Origin of the sequence: Candidatus Thiodiazotropha endolucinida, assembly GCF_001715975.1 — a bacterium.
In the GTDB taxonomy this organism is placed as follows: Bacteria; Pseudomonadota; Gammaproteobacteria; order Chromatiales; family Chromatiaceae; genus Thiodiazotropha; species Thiodiazotropha endolucinida.
This window is the reverse complement of record NZ_MARB01000019.1, coordinates 17,775-38,672: the sequence shown is the minus strand read 5'-3', so window position 1 is coordinate 38,672 and position 20,898 is coordinate 17,775. Positions and strand designations below refer to the sequence as shown.

Below are 20,898 nucleotides of genomic sequence, written 5' to 3'. Positions count from 1 at the left end.
TATGGGTCGTTGGAGTCTCAACGGTGCGTTTTGAGACCTTGGATCAATGGCTCGACTGGCAGGCGCAGCTGCATCCAAGAGAGATCGACCTGGGCTTGCAGCGGGTTAAGACCGTTTGGCAGCGACTGCAATCGGTTTCATTCCAGGCCCAGGTGATAACGGTAGCCGGCACCAATGGCAAAGGCTCTTGTGTAGCCATGCTTGAATCGATATACCTCCGGGCAGGTATCCAAATCGGCAGCTTCACCTCGCCGCATCTCATCCGCTACAACGAACGCATTCGCCTGAATGGTAAGCCGGTTTCCGATCAGCAGCTATGCCGTGCCTTCGAGATGATTGATCAGGCAAGGGAGCAGATAAGTCTGAGTTATTTCGAATTCGCTACCCTGGCGGCACTGATCTGTTTCGCTTCGGAGAAGCCGGATCTGGTGATCCTGGAGGTTGGGCTTGGCGGTCGTCTCGATGCGGTGAACATCGTCGACGCCGATGTTGCCCTGATCACCACCATCGATCTGGACCATACCGATTGGCTCGGTAATGATGTTGAATCAATCGGTAGGGAGAAGGCGGGTATAATGCGCGGTCATAAGCCTGTGGTTTTAGCAGATCCGGCCATGCCGCGGTCGGTACTCGATCACGCAGATCAATTAGAGGCGGATATCTACCAGTTTGGTAGGGATTTCACCCATCAAGTATGTGATATCGGGTGGCGCTGGTCGGGGCCGAAGGGTGTGGAGTTGGAACTCCCGGAACCGGGTTTGACAGGTAGCAAGCAGCTTCTGAATGCCAGTGCGGTTGTGATGGTGTGTCATCTGCTGCAAGATCGTTTTCCTCTGCATGAGAATTTCATAGCCGAGGGATTGCGTGATGTCAGGCTGGCGGGGCGACTGCATTTCGTACCGGCTGCACCCGCATTACTATTGGATGTCGCCCATAACAGGCAATCATTGGAAGCCCTGCGCGATGCCTTGAACCAGATGAACTGGCAGGGGCGTATCCATGCGTTGTTCGGGATGTTGCAGGACAAGAATGCGGCCGATGCTGTCCAAATGATAGGGGCGCTGCTGGCGAGTTGGCATCTGCTTGACTTGAATGGCTGGCGCGGTCGCACGGCGGAACAACTTGCCGACAACCTGAGGCAGGAGGGGGTGAAACAACCGATCAGCTGTCATCATACCTTTTCCGAGGCTTTCCAGGCCTGTAGGAATCGGGCGGAACCCCAGGATTTGATTCTGATCTTCGGGTCTTTCCTGATTGTGGGAGAGGCTATGCACAATTTGAATTTGTCATGAGGGTTATCCGGAGTTGAGCTGATATACTTGGCTGAACAGGCAAGGAGCGAATTATTGGAACATGTTCGACTTGTCACTGAATCGTAAGCTGGAATAGTGAATATGGGATTGGAGGAGAGACTCAAACAGCGATTACTGGGAGGTGCGGTGCTTGTTGCATTGGTCGTGATATTCGTGCCTATGCTTATTGAAGAGCCTGTTGAAAGGCGTACCGACTCAGATTACACCATTCCAGTCAAACCGGCGCTCAATAAATCCGTACCGGAAAAGAGGAATCAGCAGCCAAGGGCGACTGAACCACAGCCGGTGCCTGCAATAAAGAAGCCGGAACCACAGAAGATGTCCAAACCGGAGCCGACTGTCACCAAGGAAGTTAAACCGCCTGTATCGAAGCCGGTCAAAGCAAGCGGGAATGCATCAAATAGACTATCTCCAACTGCATGGATGATCCAGGTTGCCAGTCTTACGAATGAGAAAAATGCTGAAAATCTGGTCAAACGCCTACGTAAGGCAGATCTACCGGCGCAGATGGAAAAGGTCAGGTTGAACGGTAAACTCCACTACCGTATCCGTGTCGGGCCGGAGGTGGATCACAGACTGGCTGAAAAAATGCTTGCTAAGATAAAAACAGCATTCAAACTTAACCCAAAGCTGATGCGATATCCGGAAAGTAAGGAATAAACGGGTATACGGGGAGATCGATGAACATCGCAACACAGGCTCAAAGCTATTTCAACGACTGGATGTCGGAAAAAACAGCACCAAAATGGCTGGAGAAGCTGCTCACCAAGCAGCTGCCGGTGGCTGTAGCGTTGATACTGGTTTTACTGATCAGTTGGCGAGCCGCGGATCTCACATGGAGCCTGATACCTGCACCCGAGATTCAACAGAAGATGCAACCACAAGGCGTTAAATCCACGCCGAACACTCAGCGGAAGACGACCTCCAATCAGCTCGATAGTGTGGCTAAACTTCACCTGTTTGGTGTTGCAGGAGCTGCCAAAACAGTAAAGAAAATCGATACCAAGGCACCGGAAACCAGACTCAATTTGACACTGCATGGGGTATTTGTGGCTGATGAAGCTGAAAAGGGAGAGGCCATCATCGGAACATCGGGCAATGTGCAAAAATACTATAAAGTCGGCAATGCAGTCATGTCGGGGGTTACCTTGCAGGCAGTCTTCGAGGATCGGGTGGTGTTGTTGAGGAATGGGCAGTCGGAAGTGTTACGATTTCCCAAGGTATCGAAGCCAAGAACCACAACAAATACCCGGGGTAGCACAAGGGCCACAAGCCGCTCATCGCAAACGGGATTCGGGCCGGGAGCGGTAACCAACAGCACAAGCAAAAATCTGAAGAAGTATAGTGATCTGTTGCGCAATGAGCCGTTGAAGATTTTTGAATTTGTTCGTTTCGTACCTGTGAAATCCAGGGAAGGCATGAAGGGATATCGAATTTTGCCGCAAAAGAATCGTGAACTCTATAATCAGCTGGGAGTGCGGCCCTCGGATCTGGTGACCTCGGTGAACGGCATTGCCTTGTCCAATGACAAGGAGGCGATGAAACTGATTGAAAAACTGAAGGATGTGAGGAACATTCAGGTGGAAATCGTGCGCAACGGAAAGCCGCAAACACTCAATTTCGATCTAAACTGAATCCACTGTAAAGCTGTATTTCACAAGCTGGATTGCGCCAGGAATCCAATACTCTACTAGCCCCAGCCCCCCCGGAATACGCCCCGAAGGAAGTGCCCTTGGGGTGCGCCCCGAAGGAAGTGCCCTTGGGGTGCGCCCCGAAGGAAGTGCCCTTGGGATATGCCTGAAAAGCGCCACTCGGTGCGGTGTTGCTCGTGGTACATTTAGAATCACCAAACCGCTCTGCTTGCAGCTTGATTGGCGTTTGTTCAGTTACAATGGTACCAATCGGATTGGTGTTAACAGGCCCTACAGATCAGGTGTTGCGGGTGGTGTCGGACGATTGGGTATCAATGCAACCTCGTCGCCATCTTCAAGGCGGCTGAAAAACTCGGCAAACTGCTTGTTGATCGTAGGTCTTAAAAGCGATTCATCAAAGACTTGAGCGACCTGATGCCGACGGTTTCTGAGTAGCTTCAGTAGCTCAGAAATGGTTGTCACTGAAGGTGGCAATACCAGTTCTTCACTCTCTCTACCCGTTTTATTGGCCAACCAGGAGAAATAGTAGAGCTTGATCTTGCGTTCTCCCTGACCCTTTTCCCGGCGTGTATAGCCTATGGTTTCTAATGTTTTGAGATAGCTGTTCCAGTTTTTCTCTTGCTCGACACCCAACTGATAGAGTGTTTCCCAAGAGTAGATCCCGGTATCGTGTCCGTCGTCGAAGATAAGGCGAATCGCATACTGGCCCTGAGGCTCGATTTTTTTAATGTTGACCGACTCCTTTCCTATGACGGGTGCGTCACTTGCTTTGACCTCCGCCGCTGTGGAGAAGACACGCAGATACTCGCAGGGGAGCTCAAAACTCATTCCATCGGAAAAGCGCAGGACCAGGAGGCGGGACTTTTGGTGTAAATTGATCTCAATGGGGGTTGGGCTCTCACTCGACATAATACATGCAGGCCAACAAGGTTAGATAAGGGGCAAGGATGATGTCACACAAAGGCTTCCCGCTTCAACCTGGAATCTTTGATGGCCTTATCAGCGTCTGCCGCTCCCCCCGACCCTGAGAAGGGTGCGATCCATGGCGCGACTGCTGAGCAGTCGCCGTAGTAGTGCGAACAGGTGGGTAGGAAAGGTGACGTGATAGCGCGGTTTGGGCCTGTTGCTTTGCAGGGCATGGATGACCTTTTCCAAAACCGCTTCCGCCGGTAGGGTAAAGGGAGCGGCAGGTCCTTGTTTTTCGAGACGATTTATTAAAGATTGGTAGTACTGCCGGTGGACTGAATGTAGGCTGTCGATATGTTTTTGAAACATTCTATGGGCATTTTCCCGAAATTTGCTTTCGATCGGTCCCGGTTCAATCAGCGAGACGTGAATACCGCTCCCCACAAGCTCCAAGCGCAGCGTGTCGCTCAATCCCTCCAGGGCATATTTACTGGCCACGTAGGCCCCACGATAGGGCAGAGTGATAAAACCCAGAATGGAACTGTTCTGAATGATTCGACCCTCACCCTGTCTGCGCATAGTGGGTATGATCCGGCAGGTCAGCTCATGCCAGCCGAACAGATTGGTCTCAAATTGTCGCCGCAACGCTTCCCGGCTCAGATCCTCAACCGCTCCGGGCTGACCGTATGCGCCATTGTTGAAGAGGCCATAGAGGTGTCCGTCGGTTCTTTTTAACACCTGCTCCACGGCCTGATCGATGGAACTGCTGTCATCGAGATCGAGCTGGAGTGATTCGAATCCCTGTTGCTGCAAATCGGCCACATCCTGCTCTTTGCGGGCACTGGCGAAGACACGGTAACCGCGGTTTTTCAGTCCGGCTGCGACGCAATGACCGATACCGCTGGAACAGCCGGTTATGAGTACACTTTTTTCATTTGACATATGGGCGGTATTGTAAATTTTTTTGCAACAATTCTGCTCATGATAGTGTGGTTTATAGCAATCCAATGCTGATTCAAACGACTTACGGAGTGAGCAACTAAGGTCCTTGAGGAATTAAAGTTTGCCCATTTCCTACCGCTAAAACAAACAGATTGGAATCTTAGCGCAACGCCTGTGATCGACCCGGGACGGGTTGCTCTCGGCCAGCTTCTCAAAGATGCATAAATAAGCAACGGGGATTCGGAGAAATAGTCTGTGGATATTGCTACTCTGGTTGGCCTATTGGGTGGTTTCGGCATCATTATCGGGGCAATTGCGTCGGGTGGCGATGTGATGCTGTTTGTGAATATTCCGTCCCTATTGATTGTTGTAGGGGGAACATTCATGGTGACATTGATGCAGGTCTCCCTGGGTGATTTTCTCGGCTCCTTCAGTATCGGAATGAAGGCCTTTTTCTACAAGACCGACGACCCTAAGAAACTCATTGAAGAGGCGGTTGAGCTGGCAGACATTGCGCGGAAAAACTGATTACTGGCCTTGGAAGGGCAGGAGATCGGCAATCCTTTCCTGCAGCAAGGTATCGGTCTGTGCGTGGATGGTCACGATCCGGTGTTGGTCAATAAGTTGTTGAGCAAGGATATCGATCTGACAATTCAGCGCCACGAGGTCGGCCAGACTATGTTCAAGAATATGGCTACCATGGCGCCGGCAATGGGAATGATCGGTACCCTGGTAGGTTTGGTACAGATGCTGGCGAACATGTCGGATCCGGCCAGTATCGGGCCCGCCATGGCAGTCGCCTTGCTGACAACACTCTATGGTGCCGTTATCGCGAATGCCTTCGCTCAACCCATTTCCGACAAGCTTGCCCGGGCCAGTGCGATGGAGAAGACCAACAAGTCACTGATCATGGAAACAATCTCTGGCATCCAGGAAGGTATGAATCCACGGGTGCTGGAACAGCTTTTGAGCACCTATCTCCCAACCGGTAAGCGTCCGGTTCAGGAAGCCTGACCAGATGGCGGACGAATGCCCGAAATGCCCTGACGGACTTCCTCCGTGGTTGGCGACCTTTGCCGATCTGATGTCATTGCTGATGTGTTTCTTCGTTTTGCTGCTCTCCTTCGCGGAGATCGATGCCGCACGTTTCAAGAAAATGGCCGAATCGATGAAGGATGCCTTCGGTGTCCAGCGTGAAATCCCGGTAATGGATGTCGTCAAGGGTACCAGTGTGGTCATGCAGGAATTCAGCCCGGGAAAGCCGGAACCGACGCCGATAGAAGAGCTCCGCCAGCAGACTACGGATGTGGAAAAGGATTTTCTGCAGAGTGAGGATCAGCGTAGCGAGGCCGAAGAGCAGCAGGATCTCGATATCGACGTGGCAAAGGCCGCGATGCAGGCTCAGATTGAGGAAGAGGTCGAGGAGCAGGCAGAAGAGCTGCAGGAGATGCTGGACAGCGAAATTTCGGAAGGATTGCTGGATGTGGAGACGGAGGATACAAAAATTATCATTCGCATCCAGGAAAAGGGTTCATTTCCATCGGGTCGGGCGACTCTCAACCCCGATTTCTTCGAAGTGATCTCAAAGATTACCGATGTTATAGCCAACACACCTGGTAAGATCATTGTTGCCGGTCATACTGACAACATCCCAATTTCCACCCGGCGCTTTCGCTCGAATTGGGAACTCTCATCTGCCAGGGCGGTGACTGTTGTGCACGCCATGCTGAGTAATGCGGCCATTGATGAAGGTCGCTTTCTGATCCAGGGGTATGCCGATTCTCAACCACTGGTAGTCAATGATACGAGTGAAAACAGGGCGCAGAACAGGCGTGTCGAGCTTGTGATTCAGCGTGGTGAGGATGAGGATAGCGGTGAAGTGATCAAGGCCAGTGAGCAATAGTGTAAGCTGGAGAGGAGTGCTGATAGATGACGAAGAATGAAAAGGCAATAACACAGGATGAACGCAGAGAGTTTTTTCGCATCGATGATTCGATACAGGTCAGCTATCGTGTGATCACCCTGAATGAGCTACCTGAAAGCATCGACGACAAATTGCAGGGAACAGACAGATTCACGGTAATGACCCGGCTACAGACCATCAGCCAGCACCTGTCCGCACCCCTGCACCGTATCGAGCAGCGGGATCCTGATATTGCCGACTATCTCAAGGCGTTGGATGACAAGATCAATTTACTGGGACAAAGTTTCCTCGCACAGGAAAATGAGTTGCTGAATCGACCCTCCCATTCGGTTAACCTGAGTGCCGGTGGCATTGCCATGGATATCACCGAGAAGTTGGAAGTGGGTGACCTGATTGAGATAAAACTGCTGCTGTTGCCCTCATTTACCGGTGTGGTGGCCTACGGCGAGGTGGTTGGTATCGAAGAGGCAATCGGTGGAGATGCGGCCTATCCCTTCCATACCAGGATAAATTTCACGCTCATCCGCAATAGTGATCAGGATGCCTTGATCCGCCACATCACAAGGCGCCAGGGTGAGATGTTGCGTCAACGTAGAGAGCAGTTGGATCAGCAGAACGACTGATTCACCGTTGCTGGCTGCGTATTGAGCATGACTCTGGGCGCTTTTTCAGAGGCAACAGGGCCGATTGGATTAGTGTTAACAGGCCCTAAAATGTCGTTTATCACCCCCAATATGGTAGGATTCCCCGATTCAGCGGCGCTGATACCATCGATGCCGCCGCAACAGAGCGATTGAGGAACCTGTGATGCCCATCTATGAATATCGTTGTGAGGCTTGTGATCATCAGCTGGAAGTCATCCAGAAAATGAGCGACCAAGCGCTTTCCGAATGTCCGGAATGTAAGAGTGATAGCCTCAAGAAAGTTATCTCGGCAGCTGCTTTCCATCTCAAGGGAAGCGGTTGGTATGAAACCGATTTTAAGAACGGGAGTAAGAAAAACGTCCATGATGGCGGAGGCAGTGAGAAGGAAGCTGCCAAGAGCGAAACCAAACCGGCCAGTTGCAGTGGCGGTTCCTGCGGGTGCCATTAAGCACCCGGTGGATTGTTAAATGAGCTTCCTTCGCCGCTATCTGGTGGCCGGTCTGTTGGTGTGGTTGCCCCTTGGGGCCACCTTTCTTGTCATCAATTTATTGGTCAGCTGGATGGACAACAGTCTATTACTGCTGCCTGAGGCCTATCGCCCCGATAATCTGTTCGGTTTCCATATTCCGGGACTGGGGGTTCTGCTCTCCCTGCTGATTCTGCTCCTTACCGGATTGGTGGCCGCCAATCTGTTCGGGCGAAAAGTGGTAAGCATGTGGGAGGGGCTGCTGGCCCGGATTCCACTGGTCAGATCTGTCTACTCCGCTGTCAAACAGATGGTCGAAACCATGTTTGCCGACAAAGGTAAATCGTTTCGCAAAGTGGTTTTGGTCGAGTTTCCCCGGCGTGGACTCTGGACGCTGGCTTTTTTGACCAGCGAAGAGAGTGGGGCGGTACAGCAGGCGACCGGCCGGGATGTGGTCAACGTCTATATACCCACCACGCCGAACCCGACAGGCGGTTATTTTGTACTGGTACCGAAAGAAGATATACGGGATTTGGATATGAGTGTCGATGAGGGATTGAAGATGCTCCTCTCCATGGGTGCGGTCAATCCGGGCGATGGGCTTGCAGAGTCTGAGGTCAAGCCGTAACATTCCCGCCTTTTAACCGGTTGCCGGATTAATATCGCGGATTCTCACAGGAATATTCCATGCGCAGTCACTATTGTGGACAGATCAACAGCTCTCATATCGACCAGGAAGTAGAACTTTGTGGTTGGGTACATCGAAGACGGGATCATGGTGGGGTCATTTTTATCGATCTGCGGGATCGGGAGGGTCTTGTTCAGGTGGTCTATGATCCTGACCTGCCGGATGTTTTCAGTGTCGCCGAGCATGTGCGCAATGAATATGTGCTGCGCATCAAAGGACGTGTGAGGGCCAGGCCTGAAGGTACGGTCAATCCCGATCTGCCCACCGGCGAGATCGAGATCCTGGGGTTGGAGCTGGAGGTGCTGAATCGTGCCGAAACGCCACCGTTTCAGCTCGATGAACATGAAAACGCCTCGGAAGAGATACGGCTGCGCTACCGTTATATCGACCTGCGTCGTCCCGAGATGCTGGAGAAGATCCGCACCCGGGCTCAGGTTACCCAGGTATTGCGCCGCTTCCTGGATGATAGCGGATTCCTGGACATCGAAACACCGATGCTTACCAAAGCGACCCCGGAAGGCGCACGTGATTATCTGGTCCCCAGCCGTACCCACCCCGGTTCCTTTTTTGCATTGCCTCAGTCACCGCAACTCTTCAAACAGCTGCTGATGATGTCGGGCATGGATCGCTACTATCAGATCGTGCGCTGTTTTCGCGACGAGGATTTGCGCGCCGACCGGCAGCCGGAGTTTACCCAGCTCGATATAGAGACCTCTTTTCTCGACGAGGATGAAATCATCCAGCTTAATGAAGAGATGATTCGTCAACTCTATAAAGAGATACTGGATGTGGATCTGCCGAATCCCTTTCCGCGCATGAGTTATGACGAGTCGATGGAGCGATATGGATCGGATCGTCCCGACCTTCGAGTACCCCTTGAGTTGGTGGATCTGCGGGACCTGATGAAAGAGGTCGAATTCAAGGTCTTTTCCGGTCCTGCGAAGGACCCCAAGGGCCGCGTGGCGGCTTTGAAGGTGCCCGGGGGAAGTTCCCTCAGCCGTAAACAGATCGATGAATACACCAAGTTCGTGGCGATCTACGGCGCCAAGGGGCTGGCCTATATCAAGGTCAATGAGATCGCCAAGGGTGTCGAGGGTTTGCAATCGCCAATCCTCAAGTTCCTCCCGGATGAGGTGGCCGAAGCGATACTGCAACGTACCGATGCCGAAGACGGTGACCTGATCTTCTTTGGTGCCGACAAGCGTCATGTGGTGAACGAATCCTTGGGAGCCCTGCGGGTCAAGTTGGGGCATGACCTGGAACTGTTACAGGGCGAGTGGCAGCCACTCTGGGTGGTCGATTTCCCGATGTTCGAATGGGACGAACAGCATGACCGCTGGACACCCTTGCACCACCCGTTTACCTCACCCAAGCTGGATCAGCTCGATGTGCTCGAGAGCAATCCCGGGGCCTGTAAATCTCGGGCCTACGACATGGTCATGAACGGTGTTGAGTTGGGTGGCGGTTCCATTCGTATCCACCAGCAGGAGGTACAGCAGAAGATCTTTGAGCTGTTGGAGATCAGCGAAGATGAGGCCGAGGAGAAGTTCGGCTTTCTGTTGTCCGCCCTGCAATACGGTTGTCCACCCCACGGTGGTCTGGCCTTCGGTCTCGATCGTCTGGTCATGTTGCTAACCGACTCGGCCTCGATCAGGGAAGTGATGGCCTTCCCGAAGACCCAGACGGCGGCGTGCCTGCTCACCGCCGCACCTTCGGAAGTGGGCGCCGACCAGTTGCGGGAACTCTCGATCCGGGTTAGAAAACCGGTTAGTGAAGAAAGCAAATAAACGCCCCGAATCGGTCCTGGTTGTGGTCTATACCACAGCGGGTGACATATTGATGCTGCGTCGAACCCGCCCCGGGGATTTCTGGCAGTCAGTGACCGGTAGCCTGGAGTGGGGAGAATCCGCCGCTCAGGCTGCGCGTCGGGAACTCTACGAGGAGACCGGGATTATGGCCGGCGGGGCCTTGTTCGATCTTGCCTGTCAGGAGATCTTTCCTATCCTTCCCGCCTGGCGCTCACGCTATGCGGCAAACACCCACACCAATACCGAGCACTGGTTTGCGGTGATGTTGCCCTTCAGGCGGCAGCCCAGGCTTCACCGACAGGAACATGCAGATTATCGCTGGGTCTCCTATGCACAAGCCCTTCGCTTGGCGTCATCATGGACCAACCGGAAAGCGATTCGACATCTTTTCGGCGAAACCGCTTAAGGCCTGTTAACACGCTTCCCGACGCCGTGCCGGCCCTGGTCTGTGAAGTGCAGTACCCCTCATGACTACTGTTTCGCAAGCCATGCTGCGATTGCACGCATCTCCTTTTCGCTGACGGCAGTCATGATGCCTTTCATAATATTCGATTGGCTGTTGTTGCGGCTGCCGTTCTTCATGTCACGCAATTGATTGTAGAGGTAACCTTCATTCTGTCCAGCGATCTTCGGATAGTATGGGTCCACAGGCGAGCGGCCATCAACACCGTGGCATCCCGCACATGCCTTGGCGAGGTAGAGGTTGGCACTGTCTATGTTATCGGTTTCGGCATATGCGCTGGATATCAGAGATGTTGCAATGAGACCGCAAAGATATAACCCAATATAACTCGATTTTTTCATCTTTATGACCTCCCGGCCTTGTATATTGTATGAAGGTATTCGTTCATTCGAATTCAGTTTCATCATTCTGAAACATCCTTGCCACTTCGAAGCGTAAACGCTTCTCGATGCCGATCCCCTGCCAGCCGTCAACACTGCTCAATGCCGCCAACGCCAGTGGAAACCCTTCGTTATTACGGATCAGCAGGGTTTCAGTGGAGCCGTCCGAAATTTGACTGATGATTTGTCGTCCATAGATATCCTGGTAGTCGATCGTTCCCTCCGAGTCCCAAAGATCGCTCTGCTCATTGTCCAGGGTCACCACTGCGAGCGGTCGTCCATCCATCGACCTGATGAATTGATGGATCTCATCAATGGTGCGTTGTCTGGATTCCTCTATAGGATCTTCGGTAAACTTCAGTGAGTATTCGGACATAGGCTATCCCTGGTTATCACAGCAAATATATTATTGTCATGGCGCAACAAAAACCCAAGGTTAAAAAAAGAGCGGGAAAGGTTATACACAGTGCGGTTTCGCAGCATGCCCTTGAAAAGGCGAAAGAGATACGAACCCGTTACGGTGACGAGATCGATTATCGGACGGTGCTCAGCATGCTCGAAGATAGAAAATCGGTTCGCTATCCCGTGAATATCAGGTTTGTATCCGAAGGTATCGAACCCGGCATGTTCGGAAAAACAGAGCCTGTTTCTGATAATCCTGAAGATGGCTACACCATTTTGTTGCACAGTTATTACAAAAATCGACACGACGATATACCCGCGCTCATTCTCTATCAATTGGTACTGGTTAACTATGGCGATCTTGCCACTGCAAACGATGCAGAAATATTCGGTGCCACCGTGCTTGGTATGGATCGCGATGCCTATTACAATCAGATCGCCTCTCTGGTTGATGCGGCCTGGGGTTGCTGACCCCATCGATCTGCCCCCTTTGAATTCGGCAGGCAAGTTTATTCGGGAAGTTTCGCGAGCCATTCTGCCAGTACAGACATCTCCTCATCACTGATCAGGTGCATTACATTTTTCATGGCCATTGAGTGAGCATTCGATCGCGATCCGCTTTTAATATCCTTCATCTGTGTCAGAAGATACTGTTCCGGTTGCCCGGCTAATTTAGGATATTCATCCATCACCGGCTCTCTGCCGTTTGCGCCGTGGCATGCGATACAAGTACGTTCATGGTAGAGAGCAGGCGCATCCAATGCCTGTGCCGCAAAAGGCGTCAGGGCGATGGCGAGGATGCCGATGTAAGTGATCAATCTGTTATGAATTGTCATAATGTCATTACCCAAGAAGAAACTGCGCATGTATCAGTGACCGATTGCGGATGAGACCCCTCCGCTAAACCTTGCACGCTTTGTGTATCGCAACAGTACCGCCCAGCAGGGGTTTGCCGATAACGTCTGAAAAACCTAATTCAGAGAGCAGGCGAGAGAGTTCATCCGTGGAGTAGAAAAGACGGATGGCATCAATAAAATAGTCACAGCAGTTTCTCGCTTCAGGTCCGACTCTGATGGCCCAGGAGATCGTTTTGAGACATCCCCGCAAATAGAGGCAATAAGCCTCTTCAATTATTTTGCTGGCTGGCCTCAACATATCGAAATGATAGAAGTGTCCTCCCGGTTTAAGCACCCGATTGATCTCTGAGAAAACATCGATGACACGCAAGTGACGTGTTGCATATTGCAAAGTCACCACGTCGAAATGGTTGTCGGGAAATGGCAGCCGATGAACATCGCAGATATGTCCTTTAATATCGAAGCCCTGTTGTGCGGCGCGATCGCTGCCGACTTTCTGCATGGCATCACTGCGATCGACTGCGTAGATATCAAGGTTTGGCTCTTTTTTAAGCAGGTCGATACCGACCACATTGGTTCCGGCGCACACATCGAGTACCCGTTGGCCAGGTGAAACGTCAATGGTGGCGATGAATCTGCGACGCAGACCATTCAGGGTTCCGAGACTGGCAAAGTCATTGGCTCTGTCATAGACCGCTGCGACATCGGAAAACACCGCATCGATCTGGCTTTCCCAGATCGATTCGAATGCCTGTCGCCGGACATTTTCTCTATTCTGGAAACTGGTTGTCACTCTTCTCTTCTCCGTTGATCAACATTACTCTTGCTGTGTATGAACGAGCATAAATTTTTACATCCCTCATCACGCCCTGAGCTGTATATGGATATTGGTGATACAGTCATCTTTAGTGAGGCTCTTCACTTTGGATTGGGCCATGGTGCATCCTTTCGTGATCCGCATTTGTCATCCCTTTTGGCAGGTTCGGTGCCGGTTCCGGCCGTAATTGGGCAAAGCCGGAATTTCTCCCAGCTTGTTCAACATCATGCGGGTTGTGGCATTCAGTACAGACCCACCAGCGTTTTTTACCGCCCTTGTCCCACATGCCGATTCGCTTACCATGGATTCCGTCGCGCCAGGCACGATAGACCTGACCGTGACACTTGCCACAGAGTTTTTGTGGTTGATTGAAGCTGATCGAATAACCGAAATTGTCGATCAGTTTGGTGCGGTCGACCAGGTGGTGACAATCAAGACACCAGACGCCTCCTTTGCCATGCTTGAGGTTCATGGCGTCGGGAATAATGTCCAGATGCATCTTCAACGGGCGGGGATCTTTGTTGTACGGGATCGGAACATATTCACCGTTGTGGCAGGCCATGCTGCATATCGTCAGCATTTTGTTCCTGTCAATTTGCGGTTCACGGGGTTTCACCACGGCCTCTTCATGAAAGTAATCCGCTTCTACATCCATGTGACCCATGGGGATAGTGCCTTCGAAAGGGTCTCCCCACCACAGTACGCCCCCGGTAGTGGGGGAGCATTTCACATTCATCAGTCCAGGTGCTGTTTCGTGTGAAATGACTTGTGACATGCCGTCCCTGCTTTCGAAGCATTCGTTGCCTTCCTGAGCCTCAGTGCCGATTGCGGATTTGATCGATATAACCGCCAGCAAGCAGAGACCCAAAATAGACAGATGGTTTCGATAGCTCGTCATCTTTTTTTCTCCAAATCGATATTGTCCGCACAATCCATGAGTCACAAGGTCAAGTTGTTGCTTCTGTCTGCTCGCCTGATACAGGTTGCTCGATTTCCCGTGTTTGGTAGCGGACTTCTCCCAGCATTACCGCGACCGCCCCTTTAAGCATGAAGGTAAGCAAGAAGAAGCCGATTGCCCACACACCGCCAACAACCATGAGTTCGATATGGCTCGGTGTATATTCTGCGAACTCGCCAATGGGTGTCGGGATCACACCGGGTAGCATCAATCCCATACCTTTTTCGATCCAGATGCCGATAAAGGCAGCGATGCAGATGAAGGGCAGGAGAGTCAGGTTTTTTCTGATCCTGGGTATCAGCAACAACACGAATGAGCCCACCATCAGGGAGAGTGCAGTCCAGAAATAGGGTACCAGGCTGTTGAGTCCATTGTGCCCGAACATCAGATATTGCAGACCCAATGAGTGCTCTGTGGATGGGTAGAGTTCGGTGACGATCTCCGACATTGTCAGAAACAGGGCAATGCCTAGACACCAGACAACAATCTGGGAAAGGAGATGGAAGGCCTCATCGGCAATCTTCATGGGTGTGAAACGGCGCACCAGAAGGAATACGATGATAATCAGCGAGGGGCCCGCGGCAAACGCCGTGGTGATGAACTTGATCGGCATCATCGAGTGGAACCACATCGGACGCGCCGGCATGGTGTTGATCAGGAATGCCGTAACCGTATGGATACTCAATGCCCAGACAATGGCGATATAGACGATCGGCAGATAGAAGGCCTTGTTGACCTCAGTGCCGGTATATTTTTTATACAGATAGTAGAAACCGCCGATGATATTGAGCAGCAGGTAACCGCTGAGCACGATAACATCCCATGTCAGCATGGCATGGGGCCAGTTGAAAATACCAATCACCGGGAAGATATGCCACAGGCGGTCCGGTCTCCCCATATGCGCAACGACGAAAAGCAGACACATCACCACCGCTGCAATGGCGAGCATTTCGCCAAGTATCACAATGCGGTGCAACTCTTTGTGCTTATAGACATAGGCGGGAAATACCACAGTTACCGCAGCTGCCGCCACACCGACCATGAACACGAAATTGGCCAGGTAGAAACCCCAGCTGACCTGATCATTGAGGTTGGTGACGATCATGCCATTGGCGATTTGAACATACTCCCCGTAACCCCATAGCATGATGAAAAAGGACAGGAAGAGCATCCAGGACCAGAACAGGATGCCCCCGGTGAAGCCTGCCCGCAGGAAATCGACCACGAATTGAAAAAAGCGCATCATGAGATCTCCCCTTAATCCATGAAATAGAAAAACTTAGGATAGGTGTTGAGGTCGGCCCTCAGGCGGAACACTTTCTTGTTCGCCAGGACTTTGCGGATTTCACTGTTCGGATCCAACAGGTTGCCGAACTTGCGGGCGCCGACGGGGCATACCTCGACACAAGCAGTCCAGCGGCCTTTGCGGGTACGCTGGATACAGAAGCTGCATTTCTCGACGACACCTTTCATACGCGGGCGGTTGCCAAGATAGTGGGTATTGGGATTCATCTCTTCCTTCGGCAGATTGGGTTCGCCCCAATTGAAGCGCCGGGCCCAATAGGGACAGGCACCGATGCACATGCGACAGCCGATACACCAGTTGTAATCGATAACCACGATGCCGTCGGGATCACGATAGGTGGTACGTACCGGGCAGACCTTGACACAGGGCGGTTTCTCACACTGCATGCATTGCATGGGAAAGTAGAAGGCATCCTTTTCCGGCACCTGTTCCGGCTCATAATAGTGCTGGCCTTCCAGCACCACTCCCGCGGGTTTGTAGGCGTTGCCGCCGACCTGAACGCCGTATGCATCCGGGTATCCGTGTTGATCCCTGCCCGCTTCGGTAAAATTTCCCTTTTCCATGCGTAAGACGCGAATCCACTCGATCTGCTGTTCGTCGCCACGGGACTGGTTGTTCTCCGCCACGCAGGCCTTGACACACCGACGGCAACCGATGCATTTCTGTATATTGAGCGCATATCCAAACAAAACACCCTCCATTGAGGGTGCATCGTCGACGATGACTTTTTTACCGTATTCCTCTGAATAACGGGTTTCGAGGCGATCGATAGCCTCCTTTTTTTCCTCATCTGTCATCAGCCGATAGTTTTTTTGGAAATGTTCCGCCCATGTGACATTCGCTTTCGCCGGTTTGGGATCGGACAGCAGCATTGCCGCGCCGGATAGTGATGCCACCGTGTAGTTGCCCGCACTGCGCAGAAAATCACGTCGGGTGGTGGGTTTGCTATCGTTTTCTTTGCTCTCATCTTGTTTGGGCATGGCTGTCCTCTGATCGGGTGGCTATCGGATAGACTGGAATAATCGCGTGATGATCAGGATTCTTTGTTATAGGTATCGACGAGTGACTGCACCATTGTGTCCTTTTCCTCGTCGGTCATAACCACATATTCCCGTTGCAGGAGTTCATTTTCACCCTTAACGGCGTCTTGGTTATATTGCTGTCGCAAGTCGGGCTGAGGCATGGAATCAACGACAGTCTTGGCCAGTCCAGCGGTGCCGGCGACACTCACCGTGCTGATGGCTGCCTGCTTGAAAAAACGTCTGCGGGTAGTATCCGGCTCATCTGAACTGTCCAACCGGGTGTGGTGTTGATTATCAGTTACTCCGAACAGCCATTTTTGCAGCGGCATGATCCATCTTTTAAGCATCTGAATTACCTCTTGGCCTGTTTCAAGACTGTCAATACATTCCGCTATACCGATTAGCGGTAAAGTGTTGTCGTTAAAAAAAAAGCGGAATACTGCAGTCGCGTTAATTTTTTACAGCGGTTTTATGCCGGACGTGCAAGCCGATCTCAACAGAAGCAGCAATCCCTGTGCCATTATGCGAGTTGATTCGATATCCTATTGTTTATTTTGATAAAAATATTATCGATAGTTATTCTCAATACGTGCCGGCTAATGGCTGAACCTGACAAAATGTCTGGTTGATTGATGCGCTTGTTGATAACCGTTTGTTATCAAAAGAAAAAAAATATGCCAATTTGGCGTACCGAAAAATGTGATGAGTGGGTGACTGTTGCTGCAAGAATACAGATCGACGCCAAGCCTTGTATGATTAAACCACCTGAGCAGCTTGTAAACAGTCTCTATTCACGGAGAGCCGATTGCGCGGTAGAAATCGGGCATCGGGCTTTTATCTGACAAAATTGGTAGCAGGAACATTGGATGGGATATTTAATCTCAGCGAACAGCGGGTGAGAAACGGCTATGGGTGAGACGATTCATTTGCAGACCGACAAACGCGAGACTTTAGTCGATATCACAGACCAGGTTGAACGAGTGCTGGCACACAGCGGTATTGAACAGGGATTGGTGAATGTCTACGCGCAAGGTGCAACAGCGGCGATCATGATCCAGGAGAACTGGGACCAGAGTGTGCAGTCCGATGTGGTCAACCTGCTGCGCAAGATGATCCCACAGGGCGTCTGGCTGCACGACGCCCAGGACGGCAATGGAGACAGTCACCTCAAAGCGGGCTTGATTGGGCCATCAGAGACCATCCCGATTATCGATGGCAAGCTGGGTCTCTCACGCTGGCAGAATATCTTCTTCTGCGAGTTCGATGGGCCCAGGACAGATCGTAGGGTTGTCTGTACATTCTTATCGGAATTATGAGTAACAGATGTTGACGCAATGAGGATGCTGATAATCAGTTATACCTGAGGATAAATGATATTCATGTCAGCTTGGGAATCCTGGTTAGTGATATCCGTGTAGCAATAGACTTAGGTCTTATAGAAGCGTTGGGTAACCATCTGCTTATCCGCAGTAATAGGGCGCATACACATGCAGTGTCAGATATACATTACTATTGACCAGGTTGGAGGATCTCGGCTCGATCATGAGTGACAAAAATGATTTCATCAGTATCAAAGCCTAATGATCTTGAACGATCGAGAAAACGCCCAATAGTCTCATCATCCACCCGGGGTTTCCTTGCCAGAAGCCAAAGATAATCACGGTTGTACCCGCTGACAAAGGCGTATTGGTAGTCATCCTTGTCCAGTTCGAATATTACATATGAGCTGTAGAAAGGGCCGAAAAACGAGACCTGTAGATGGCCTTTCTGTTTGTCACCGACAAAGAATGCCTTGCCTTGCGCCTCTTTCCATGCCTGATCCTTGGGAGCGTATCCTCTGTTGATTACATTGATGCCGCCATCATTCCGCAGCGTATAGTTTGCGGTGACGTTATTCAGGCCTTTCTCAAAGCGGTGGTCGAGGCGGGCGATCTCATACCAGGTGCCAAGGTAACGGTTGATTTCAAATCCGCTGATTGGCTGGATGCCTCGAGGTAGCTGAGTACAGCTTGCCAGTACGAGACAACCTGCCAACAGATAAACAATACGCCTGGAGATAGCTGATCCCGCAACACAAAACCATTTGCGTTGATCAGCGTTCATTCGCAGACATAGATATTAAGCGGACTGTTCTTCCAGGGCATCCAGGAAGCGTTCCGCATCCAGGGCCGCCTGGCAACCGGTGCCGGCGGAGGTGATCGCCTGTCGGTAGACGTGATCCATCACATCGCCGGCGGCATAGATGCCTGGGATGGAGGTTTGCGTGGCGTTACCCTCCAGGCCCCCGGCAACGTGTAAATAGCCGTTGGTCATATCAAGCTGTCCCTCGAACAGCGATGTGTTGGGGCTGTGTCCGATAGCGATAAAAACACCCTGTAGATCGATCTCCTTGGTCTCGCCGTCTTTGACATTCTTGATGCGCATGCCGGTGACTCCGCTCTGGTCACCGAGCACTTCATCGAGCACATGATCCCATTCAATGGTGACATTGCCATCCGCTGCCTTGCTCTTCAGTTTGTCAGCCAGTATCTTCTCGGAGCGAAACTGATCGCGACGGTGCACGACAACCACTTCGGAGGCGATGTGTGACAGGTAGAGCGCCTCTTCCACGGCGGTATTGCCGCCGCCGATGACGGCGACCCGCTGGTTTTTATAGAAGAACCCGTCACAGGTGGCACAGGCCGAGACACCGCGACCACGAAATGCCTGCTCGGATTCCATGCCCAGGTACTTGGCGGAGGCCCCGGTGCAGATGATCAGGGCATCGCAGGTGTAGACCGCCTGGTCTCCGGTGAGGCGAAAGGGGCGTTCAGCCAATTCCGCCTTGTTGATATGGTCGAAGATGATCTCGGTGTCGAAGCGTTCCGCATGCAGGCGCATCCGCTCCATCAGGTCCGGTCCCTGCACACCGTCGTTGTCGCCTGGCCAGTTGTCCACTTCGGTGGTGGTCATCAATTGACCGCCCTGTTCCATACCGGTCACGAGAACAGGATTCAGGTTGGCACGGGCGGCGTAGACCGCTGCGGTATAACCGGCGGGACCGGATCCCAGAATCAGCAGGCGACAATGCTTGGTTTCGCTCATGTATACTTACTCCAGCTCGGGCCTGCCCCGGCTTGTTGCGTGGCAGGCGATATTAAATAAGACTCGGCCTTGCGCGTCCTTAATTGGTGACCCGCATCCAAGACATAAATCAGGATTGCGGGAATACTACGTAATCATCCCTCCGGGGTAAAGAATCGAGAGAATATGGTAATGAAAATCGGCATACCGAAAGAGATCAAACCCCTTGAGGGACGGGTAGGTTTGGTCCCTGAGGCCTGCGGCGAGTTGGTCAAGGCTGGACATCTGGTGATGCTGGAGCAGGGTGCGGGCAGCGCCAGTGGTTACACGGATCAGAGATATGAGAAGGCCGGGGTGGAGATCGTGTCCGATGCAGAGACAATCTATCAGCAGGCCGAACTGGTAGTGAAGGTCAAGGAACCCTATGGCAATGAGCCGGAGATGCTGCGGGAAGGGCAGTTGCTGTTCTGCTTTCTCCACCTGGCAGCGGATGAGGGATTGACCCGGCGTCTCTTACATTCAGGCGTCACCGGCATCGCCTTTGAAACGGTGGCGGACCGAGGGGGGTTGCCGATTCTGGCCCCGATGAGTGATATAGCCGGTCGAATTGCGGTGCAGAATGGCGTTACCCTGTTACACCATCAGCATGGGGGCAGGGGGCTGTTGCTGGGTGGCTTGCCAGCCGCGGAACGGGGTCATGTGGTGATATTGGGCGCCGGTCAGGCGGGTGGCAATGCCGCCCAACTTGCTGCTGCCGTGGGTGCCCGGGTCACGGTGTTTGATCGATTAAGGGAGAAAATGGGCGCGATGCGGGTACTTGGCAACAGTGTCACTGCACTCTATCCCTATCAGGATGCGATCAGCGAAGCGGTTGCCAGTGCCGACCTGCTGATCGGTGCGGTGTTGATTCCCGGAGCGAAAGCGCCGCATCTGATCTCACGCCAACAGATTTCGACGATGCAGGCGGGCAGTGTAGTTGTGGATATATCAGTTGATCAGGGCGGGTGCATCGAGACCACCCGCCCGACAACCTATGAGGAGCCGACCTATCAGGTGGATGGGGTGACCCACTTTTGTGTGACGAATATGCCGGGTGCGGTGCCCAGGAGCGCCAGCCAATCCCTCTCCGCGGCGATGATGCCCTATCTTAGGCGCCTGGTTGAGGGGTGGCAGGAGGATCCGTGCCTGAAGGCTGCGGTAAACCTTTCCATGGGGGAGCTGATCTATCCGGCCTTGCGTGACCAGTATTTATGAAACTACAATAATAAATAACTGTAACATTTTAAT

Annotated in this window: 24 protein-coding genes and 2 pseudogenes; 13 read left to right on the top strand and 13 right to left on the bottom strand. The window is 52.2% G+C overall.

All coding sequences use genetic code 11. The features are described 5' to 3' along the window. The first annotated feature begins 23 nt into the window (after positions 1-23). From folC to gspC, 3 genes are all read left to right on the top strand, one after another. On the top strand, positions 24-1,292 hold the full coding sequence (gene folC / locus CODIS_RS15185) for a bifunctional tetrahydrofolate synthase/dihydrofolate synthase (RefSeq protein ID WP_069126800.1): 1,269 nt from the start codon (positions 24-26) through the stop codon (positions 1,290-1,292). Between the two features lie 102 nt (positions 1,293-1,394). After that, positions 1,395-1,973, top strand: a complete 579-nt coding sequence (locus tag CODIS_RS15180) for an SPOR domain-containing protein (RefSeq protein ID WP_235615242.1) — start codon at positions 1,395-1,397, stop codon at positions 1,971-1,973. Between the two features lie 20 nt (positions 1,974-1,993). After that, entirely contained in the window at positions 1,994-2,947 is a 954-nt protein-coding gene (gspC, locus tag CODIS_RS15175; protein WP_069126799.1) for a type II secretion system protein GspC, read from the top strand. A gap of 288 nt (positions 2,948-3,235) precedes the next feature. Here the strand turns inward: gspC and CODIS_RS21625 are convergent, their stop codons facing one another. The 3 genes and pseudogenes from CODIS_RS21625 to CODIS_RS15165 all read right to left on the bottom strand — a co-directional run bounded on the left by CODIS_RS21625 (position 3,236) and on the right by CODIS_RS15165 (position 4,813). Next, the gene (locus CODIS_RS21625; RefSeq protein ID WP_417903662.1) at positions 3,236-3,439 is read right to left on the bottom strand and encodes a MoaD/ThiS family protein; all 204 of its coding nucleotides are present in this window, start codon (positions 3,437-3,439) and stop codon (positions 3,236-3,238) included. A gap of 87 nt (positions 3,440-3,526) precedes the next feature. Beyond that, positions 3,527-3,874 (bottom strand): annotated as a pseudogene (locus CODIS_RS21620) (gamma-butyrobetaine hydroxylase family protein); the annotation flags it as partial. Between the two features lie 90 nt (positions 3,875-3,964). After that, positions 3,965-4,813 carry an SDR family oxidoreductase gene (locus tag CODIS_RS15165; RefSeq protein ID WP_069126797.1) on the bottom strand — a complete coding sequence of 283 codons (849 nt, stop codon included), beginning with the start codon at positions 4,811-4,813 and terminating at the stop codon, positions 3,965-3,967. Positions 4,814-5,068: 255 nt separating this feature from the next. Here CODIS_RS15165 and pomA point away from each other — a divergent pair. From pomA to nudB, 7 genes and pseudogenes are all read left to right on the top strand, one after another. After that, a pseudogene (pomA, locus tag CODIS_RS15160) lies at positions 5,069-5,827 on the top strand (flagellar motor protein PomA). Positions 5,828-5,831: 4 nt separating this feature from the next. Then, positions 5,832-6,716: a type VI secretion system protein TssL, long form gene (tssL, locus tag CODIS_RS15155; RefSeq protein WP_069126796.1), complete on the top strand. Its 885-nt coding sequence runs from the start codon at positions 5,832-5,834 to the stop codon at positions 6,714-6,716. Between the two features lie 26 nt (positions 6,717-6,742). Beyond that, on the top strand, positions 6,743-7,360 hold the full coding sequence (locus CODIS_RS15150; protein ID WP_069126795.1) for a PilZ domain-containing protein: 618 nt from the start codon (positions 6,743-6,745) through the stop codon (positions 7,358-7,360). Between the two features lie 184 nt (positions 7,361-7,544). Continuing rightward, the gene (locus CODIS_RS15145; RefSeq protein ID WP_069126794.1) at positions 7,545-7,829 is read left to right on the top strand and encodes an FmdB family zinc ribbon protein; all 285 of its coding nucleotides are present in this window, start codon (positions 7,545-7,547) and stop codon (positions 7,827-7,829) included. Between the two features lie 19 nt (positions 7,830-7,848). Beyond that, on the top strand, positions 7,849-8,475 hold the full coding sequence (locus CODIS_RS15140) for a DUF502 domain-containing protein (protein WP_069126793.1): 627 nt from the start codon (positions 7,849-7,851) through the stop codon (positions 8,473-8,475). A gap of 59 nt (positions 8,476-8,534) precedes the next feature. Further along, on the top strand, positions 8,535-10,322 hold the full coding sequence (gene aspS / locus CODIS_RS15135; protein ID WP_069126792.1) for an aspartate--tRNA ligase: 1,788 nt from the start codon (positions 8,535-8,537) through the stop codon (positions 10,320-10,322). After that, positions 10,306-10,749 (top strand): dihydroneopterin triphosphate diphosphatase, encoded by a 444-nt coding sequence (gene nudB, locus CODIS_RS15130; RefSeq protein WP_069126791.1) that lies wholly within the window; start codon positions 10,306-10,308, stop codon positions 10,747-10,749. The genes aspS and nudB overlap by 17 nt, the downstream gene beginning before the upstream one ends. 65 nt (positions 10,750-10,814) lie before the next feature. Here the strand turns inward: nudB and CODIS_RS15125 are convergent, their stop codons facing one another. Together CODIS_RS15125 and CODIS_RS15120 are read right to left on the bottom strand one after the other, a co-directional pair. Next, entirely contained in the window at positions 10,815-11,147 is a 333-nt protein-coding gene (locus tag CODIS_RS15125; protein WP_069126835.1) for a c-type cytochrome, read from the bottom strand. 43 nt (positions 11,148-11,190) lie between these two features. Further along, the gene (locus tag CODIS_RS15120; protein WP_069126790.1) at positions 11,191-11,562 is read right to left on the bottom strand and encodes a DNA-3-methyladenine glycosylase; all 372 of its coding nucleotides are present in this window, start codon (positions 11,560-11,562) and stop codon (positions 11,191-11,193) included. 38 nt (positions 11,563-11,600) lie between these two features. On the opposite strand from CODIS_RS15120, the gene CODIS_RS15115 reads away from it, so the two are divergent. Then, complete coding sequence (locus tag CODIS_RS15115; RefSeq protein ID WP_069126789.1) at positions 11,601-12,059, top strand: hypothetical protein; 459 nt, start codon at positions 11,601-11,603, stop codon at positions 12,057-12,059. Positions 12,060-12,097: 38 nt separating this feature from the next. Here CODIS_RS15115 and CODIS_RS15110 read toward each other — a convergent pair whose 3' ends face one another. The 6 genes from CODIS_RS15110 to CODIS_RS15085 all read right to left on the bottom strand — a co-directional run bounded on the left by CODIS_RS15110 (position 12,098) and on the right by CODIS_RS15085 (position 16,895). Then, entirely contained in the window at positions 12,098-12,424 is a 327-nt protein-coding gene (locus CODIS_RS15110) for a c-type cytochrome (RefSeq protein WP_069126834.1), read from the bottom strand. A gap of 64 nt (positions 12,425-12,488) precedes the next feature. After that, positions 12,489-13,238, bottom strand: coding sequence for a class I SAM-dependent methyltransferase (locus CODIS_RS15105; protein WP_069126788.1), 750 nt, complete (start codon positions 13,236-13,238; stop codon positions 12,489-12,491). A gap of 112 nt (positions 13,239-13,350) precedes the next feature. Next, positions 13,351-14,160, bottom strand: coding sequence for a hypothetical protein (locus CODIS_RS15100; protein ID WP_069126787.1), 810 nt, complete (start codon positions 14,158-14,160; stop codon positions 13,351-13,353). A 49-nt stretch (positions 14,161-14,209) separates the two neighbouring features. Continuing rightward, complete coding sequence (dsrP, locus tag CODIS_RS15095; protein WP_083220800.1) at positions 14,210-15,466, bottom strand: sulfate reduction electron transfer complex DsrMKJOP subunit DsrP; 1,257 nt, start codon at positions 15,464-15,466, stop codon at positions 14,210-14,212. Between the two features lie 11 nt (positions 15,467-15,477). Continuing rightward, entirely contained in the window at positions 15,478-16,506 is a 1,029-nt protein-coding gene (locus CODIS_RS15090) for a 4Fe-4S dicluster domain-containing protein (RefSeq protein WP_069126785.1), read from the bottom strand. A 53-nt stretch (positions 16,507-16,559) separates the two neighbouring features. Beyond that, on the bottom strand, positions 16,560-16,895 hold the full coding sequence (locus tag CODIS_RS15085; protein ID WP_069126784.1) for a hypothetical protein: 336 nt from the start codon (positions 16,893-16,895) through the stop codon (positions 16,560-16,562). Positions 16,896-17,456: 561 nt separating this feature from the next. Between CODIS_RS15085 and CODIS_RS15080 the strand changes: the two genes are divergently transcribed. After that, complete coding sequence (locus CODIS_RS15080; protein WP_069126783.1) at positions 17,457-17,864, top strand: secondary thiamine-phosphate synthase enzyme YjbQ; 408 nt, start codon at positions 17,457-17,459, stop codon at positions 17,862-17,864. 193 nt (positions 17,865-18,057) lie between these two features. Here CODIS_RS15080 and CODIS_RS15075 read toward each other — a convergent pair whose 3' ends face one another. Next, positions 18,058-18,651, bottom strand: coding sequence for a lipocalin family protein (locus tag CODIS_RS15075; protein WP_069126782.1), 594 nt, complete (start codon positions 18,649-18,651; stop codon positions 18,058-18,060). Between the two features lie 15 nt (positions 18,652-18,666). Further along, a complete protein-coding gene (trxB, locus tag CODIS_RS15070) occupies positions 18,667-19,632 on the bottom strand; it encodes a thioredoxin-disulfide reductase (protein WP_069126781.1) in 966 nt (321 codons plus the stop codon). A 171-nt stretch (positions 19,633-19,803) separates the two neighbouring features. On the opposite strand from trxB, the gene ald reads away from it, so the two are divergent. After that, positions 19,804-20,865 (top strand): alanine dehydrogenase, encoded by a 1,062-nt coding sequence (gene ald / locus CODIS_RS15065; protein WP_069126780.1) that lies wholly within the window; start codon positions 19,804-19,806, stop codon positions 20,863-20,865. The last annotated feature ends 33 nt before the right edge of the window (positions 20,866-20,898 follow it).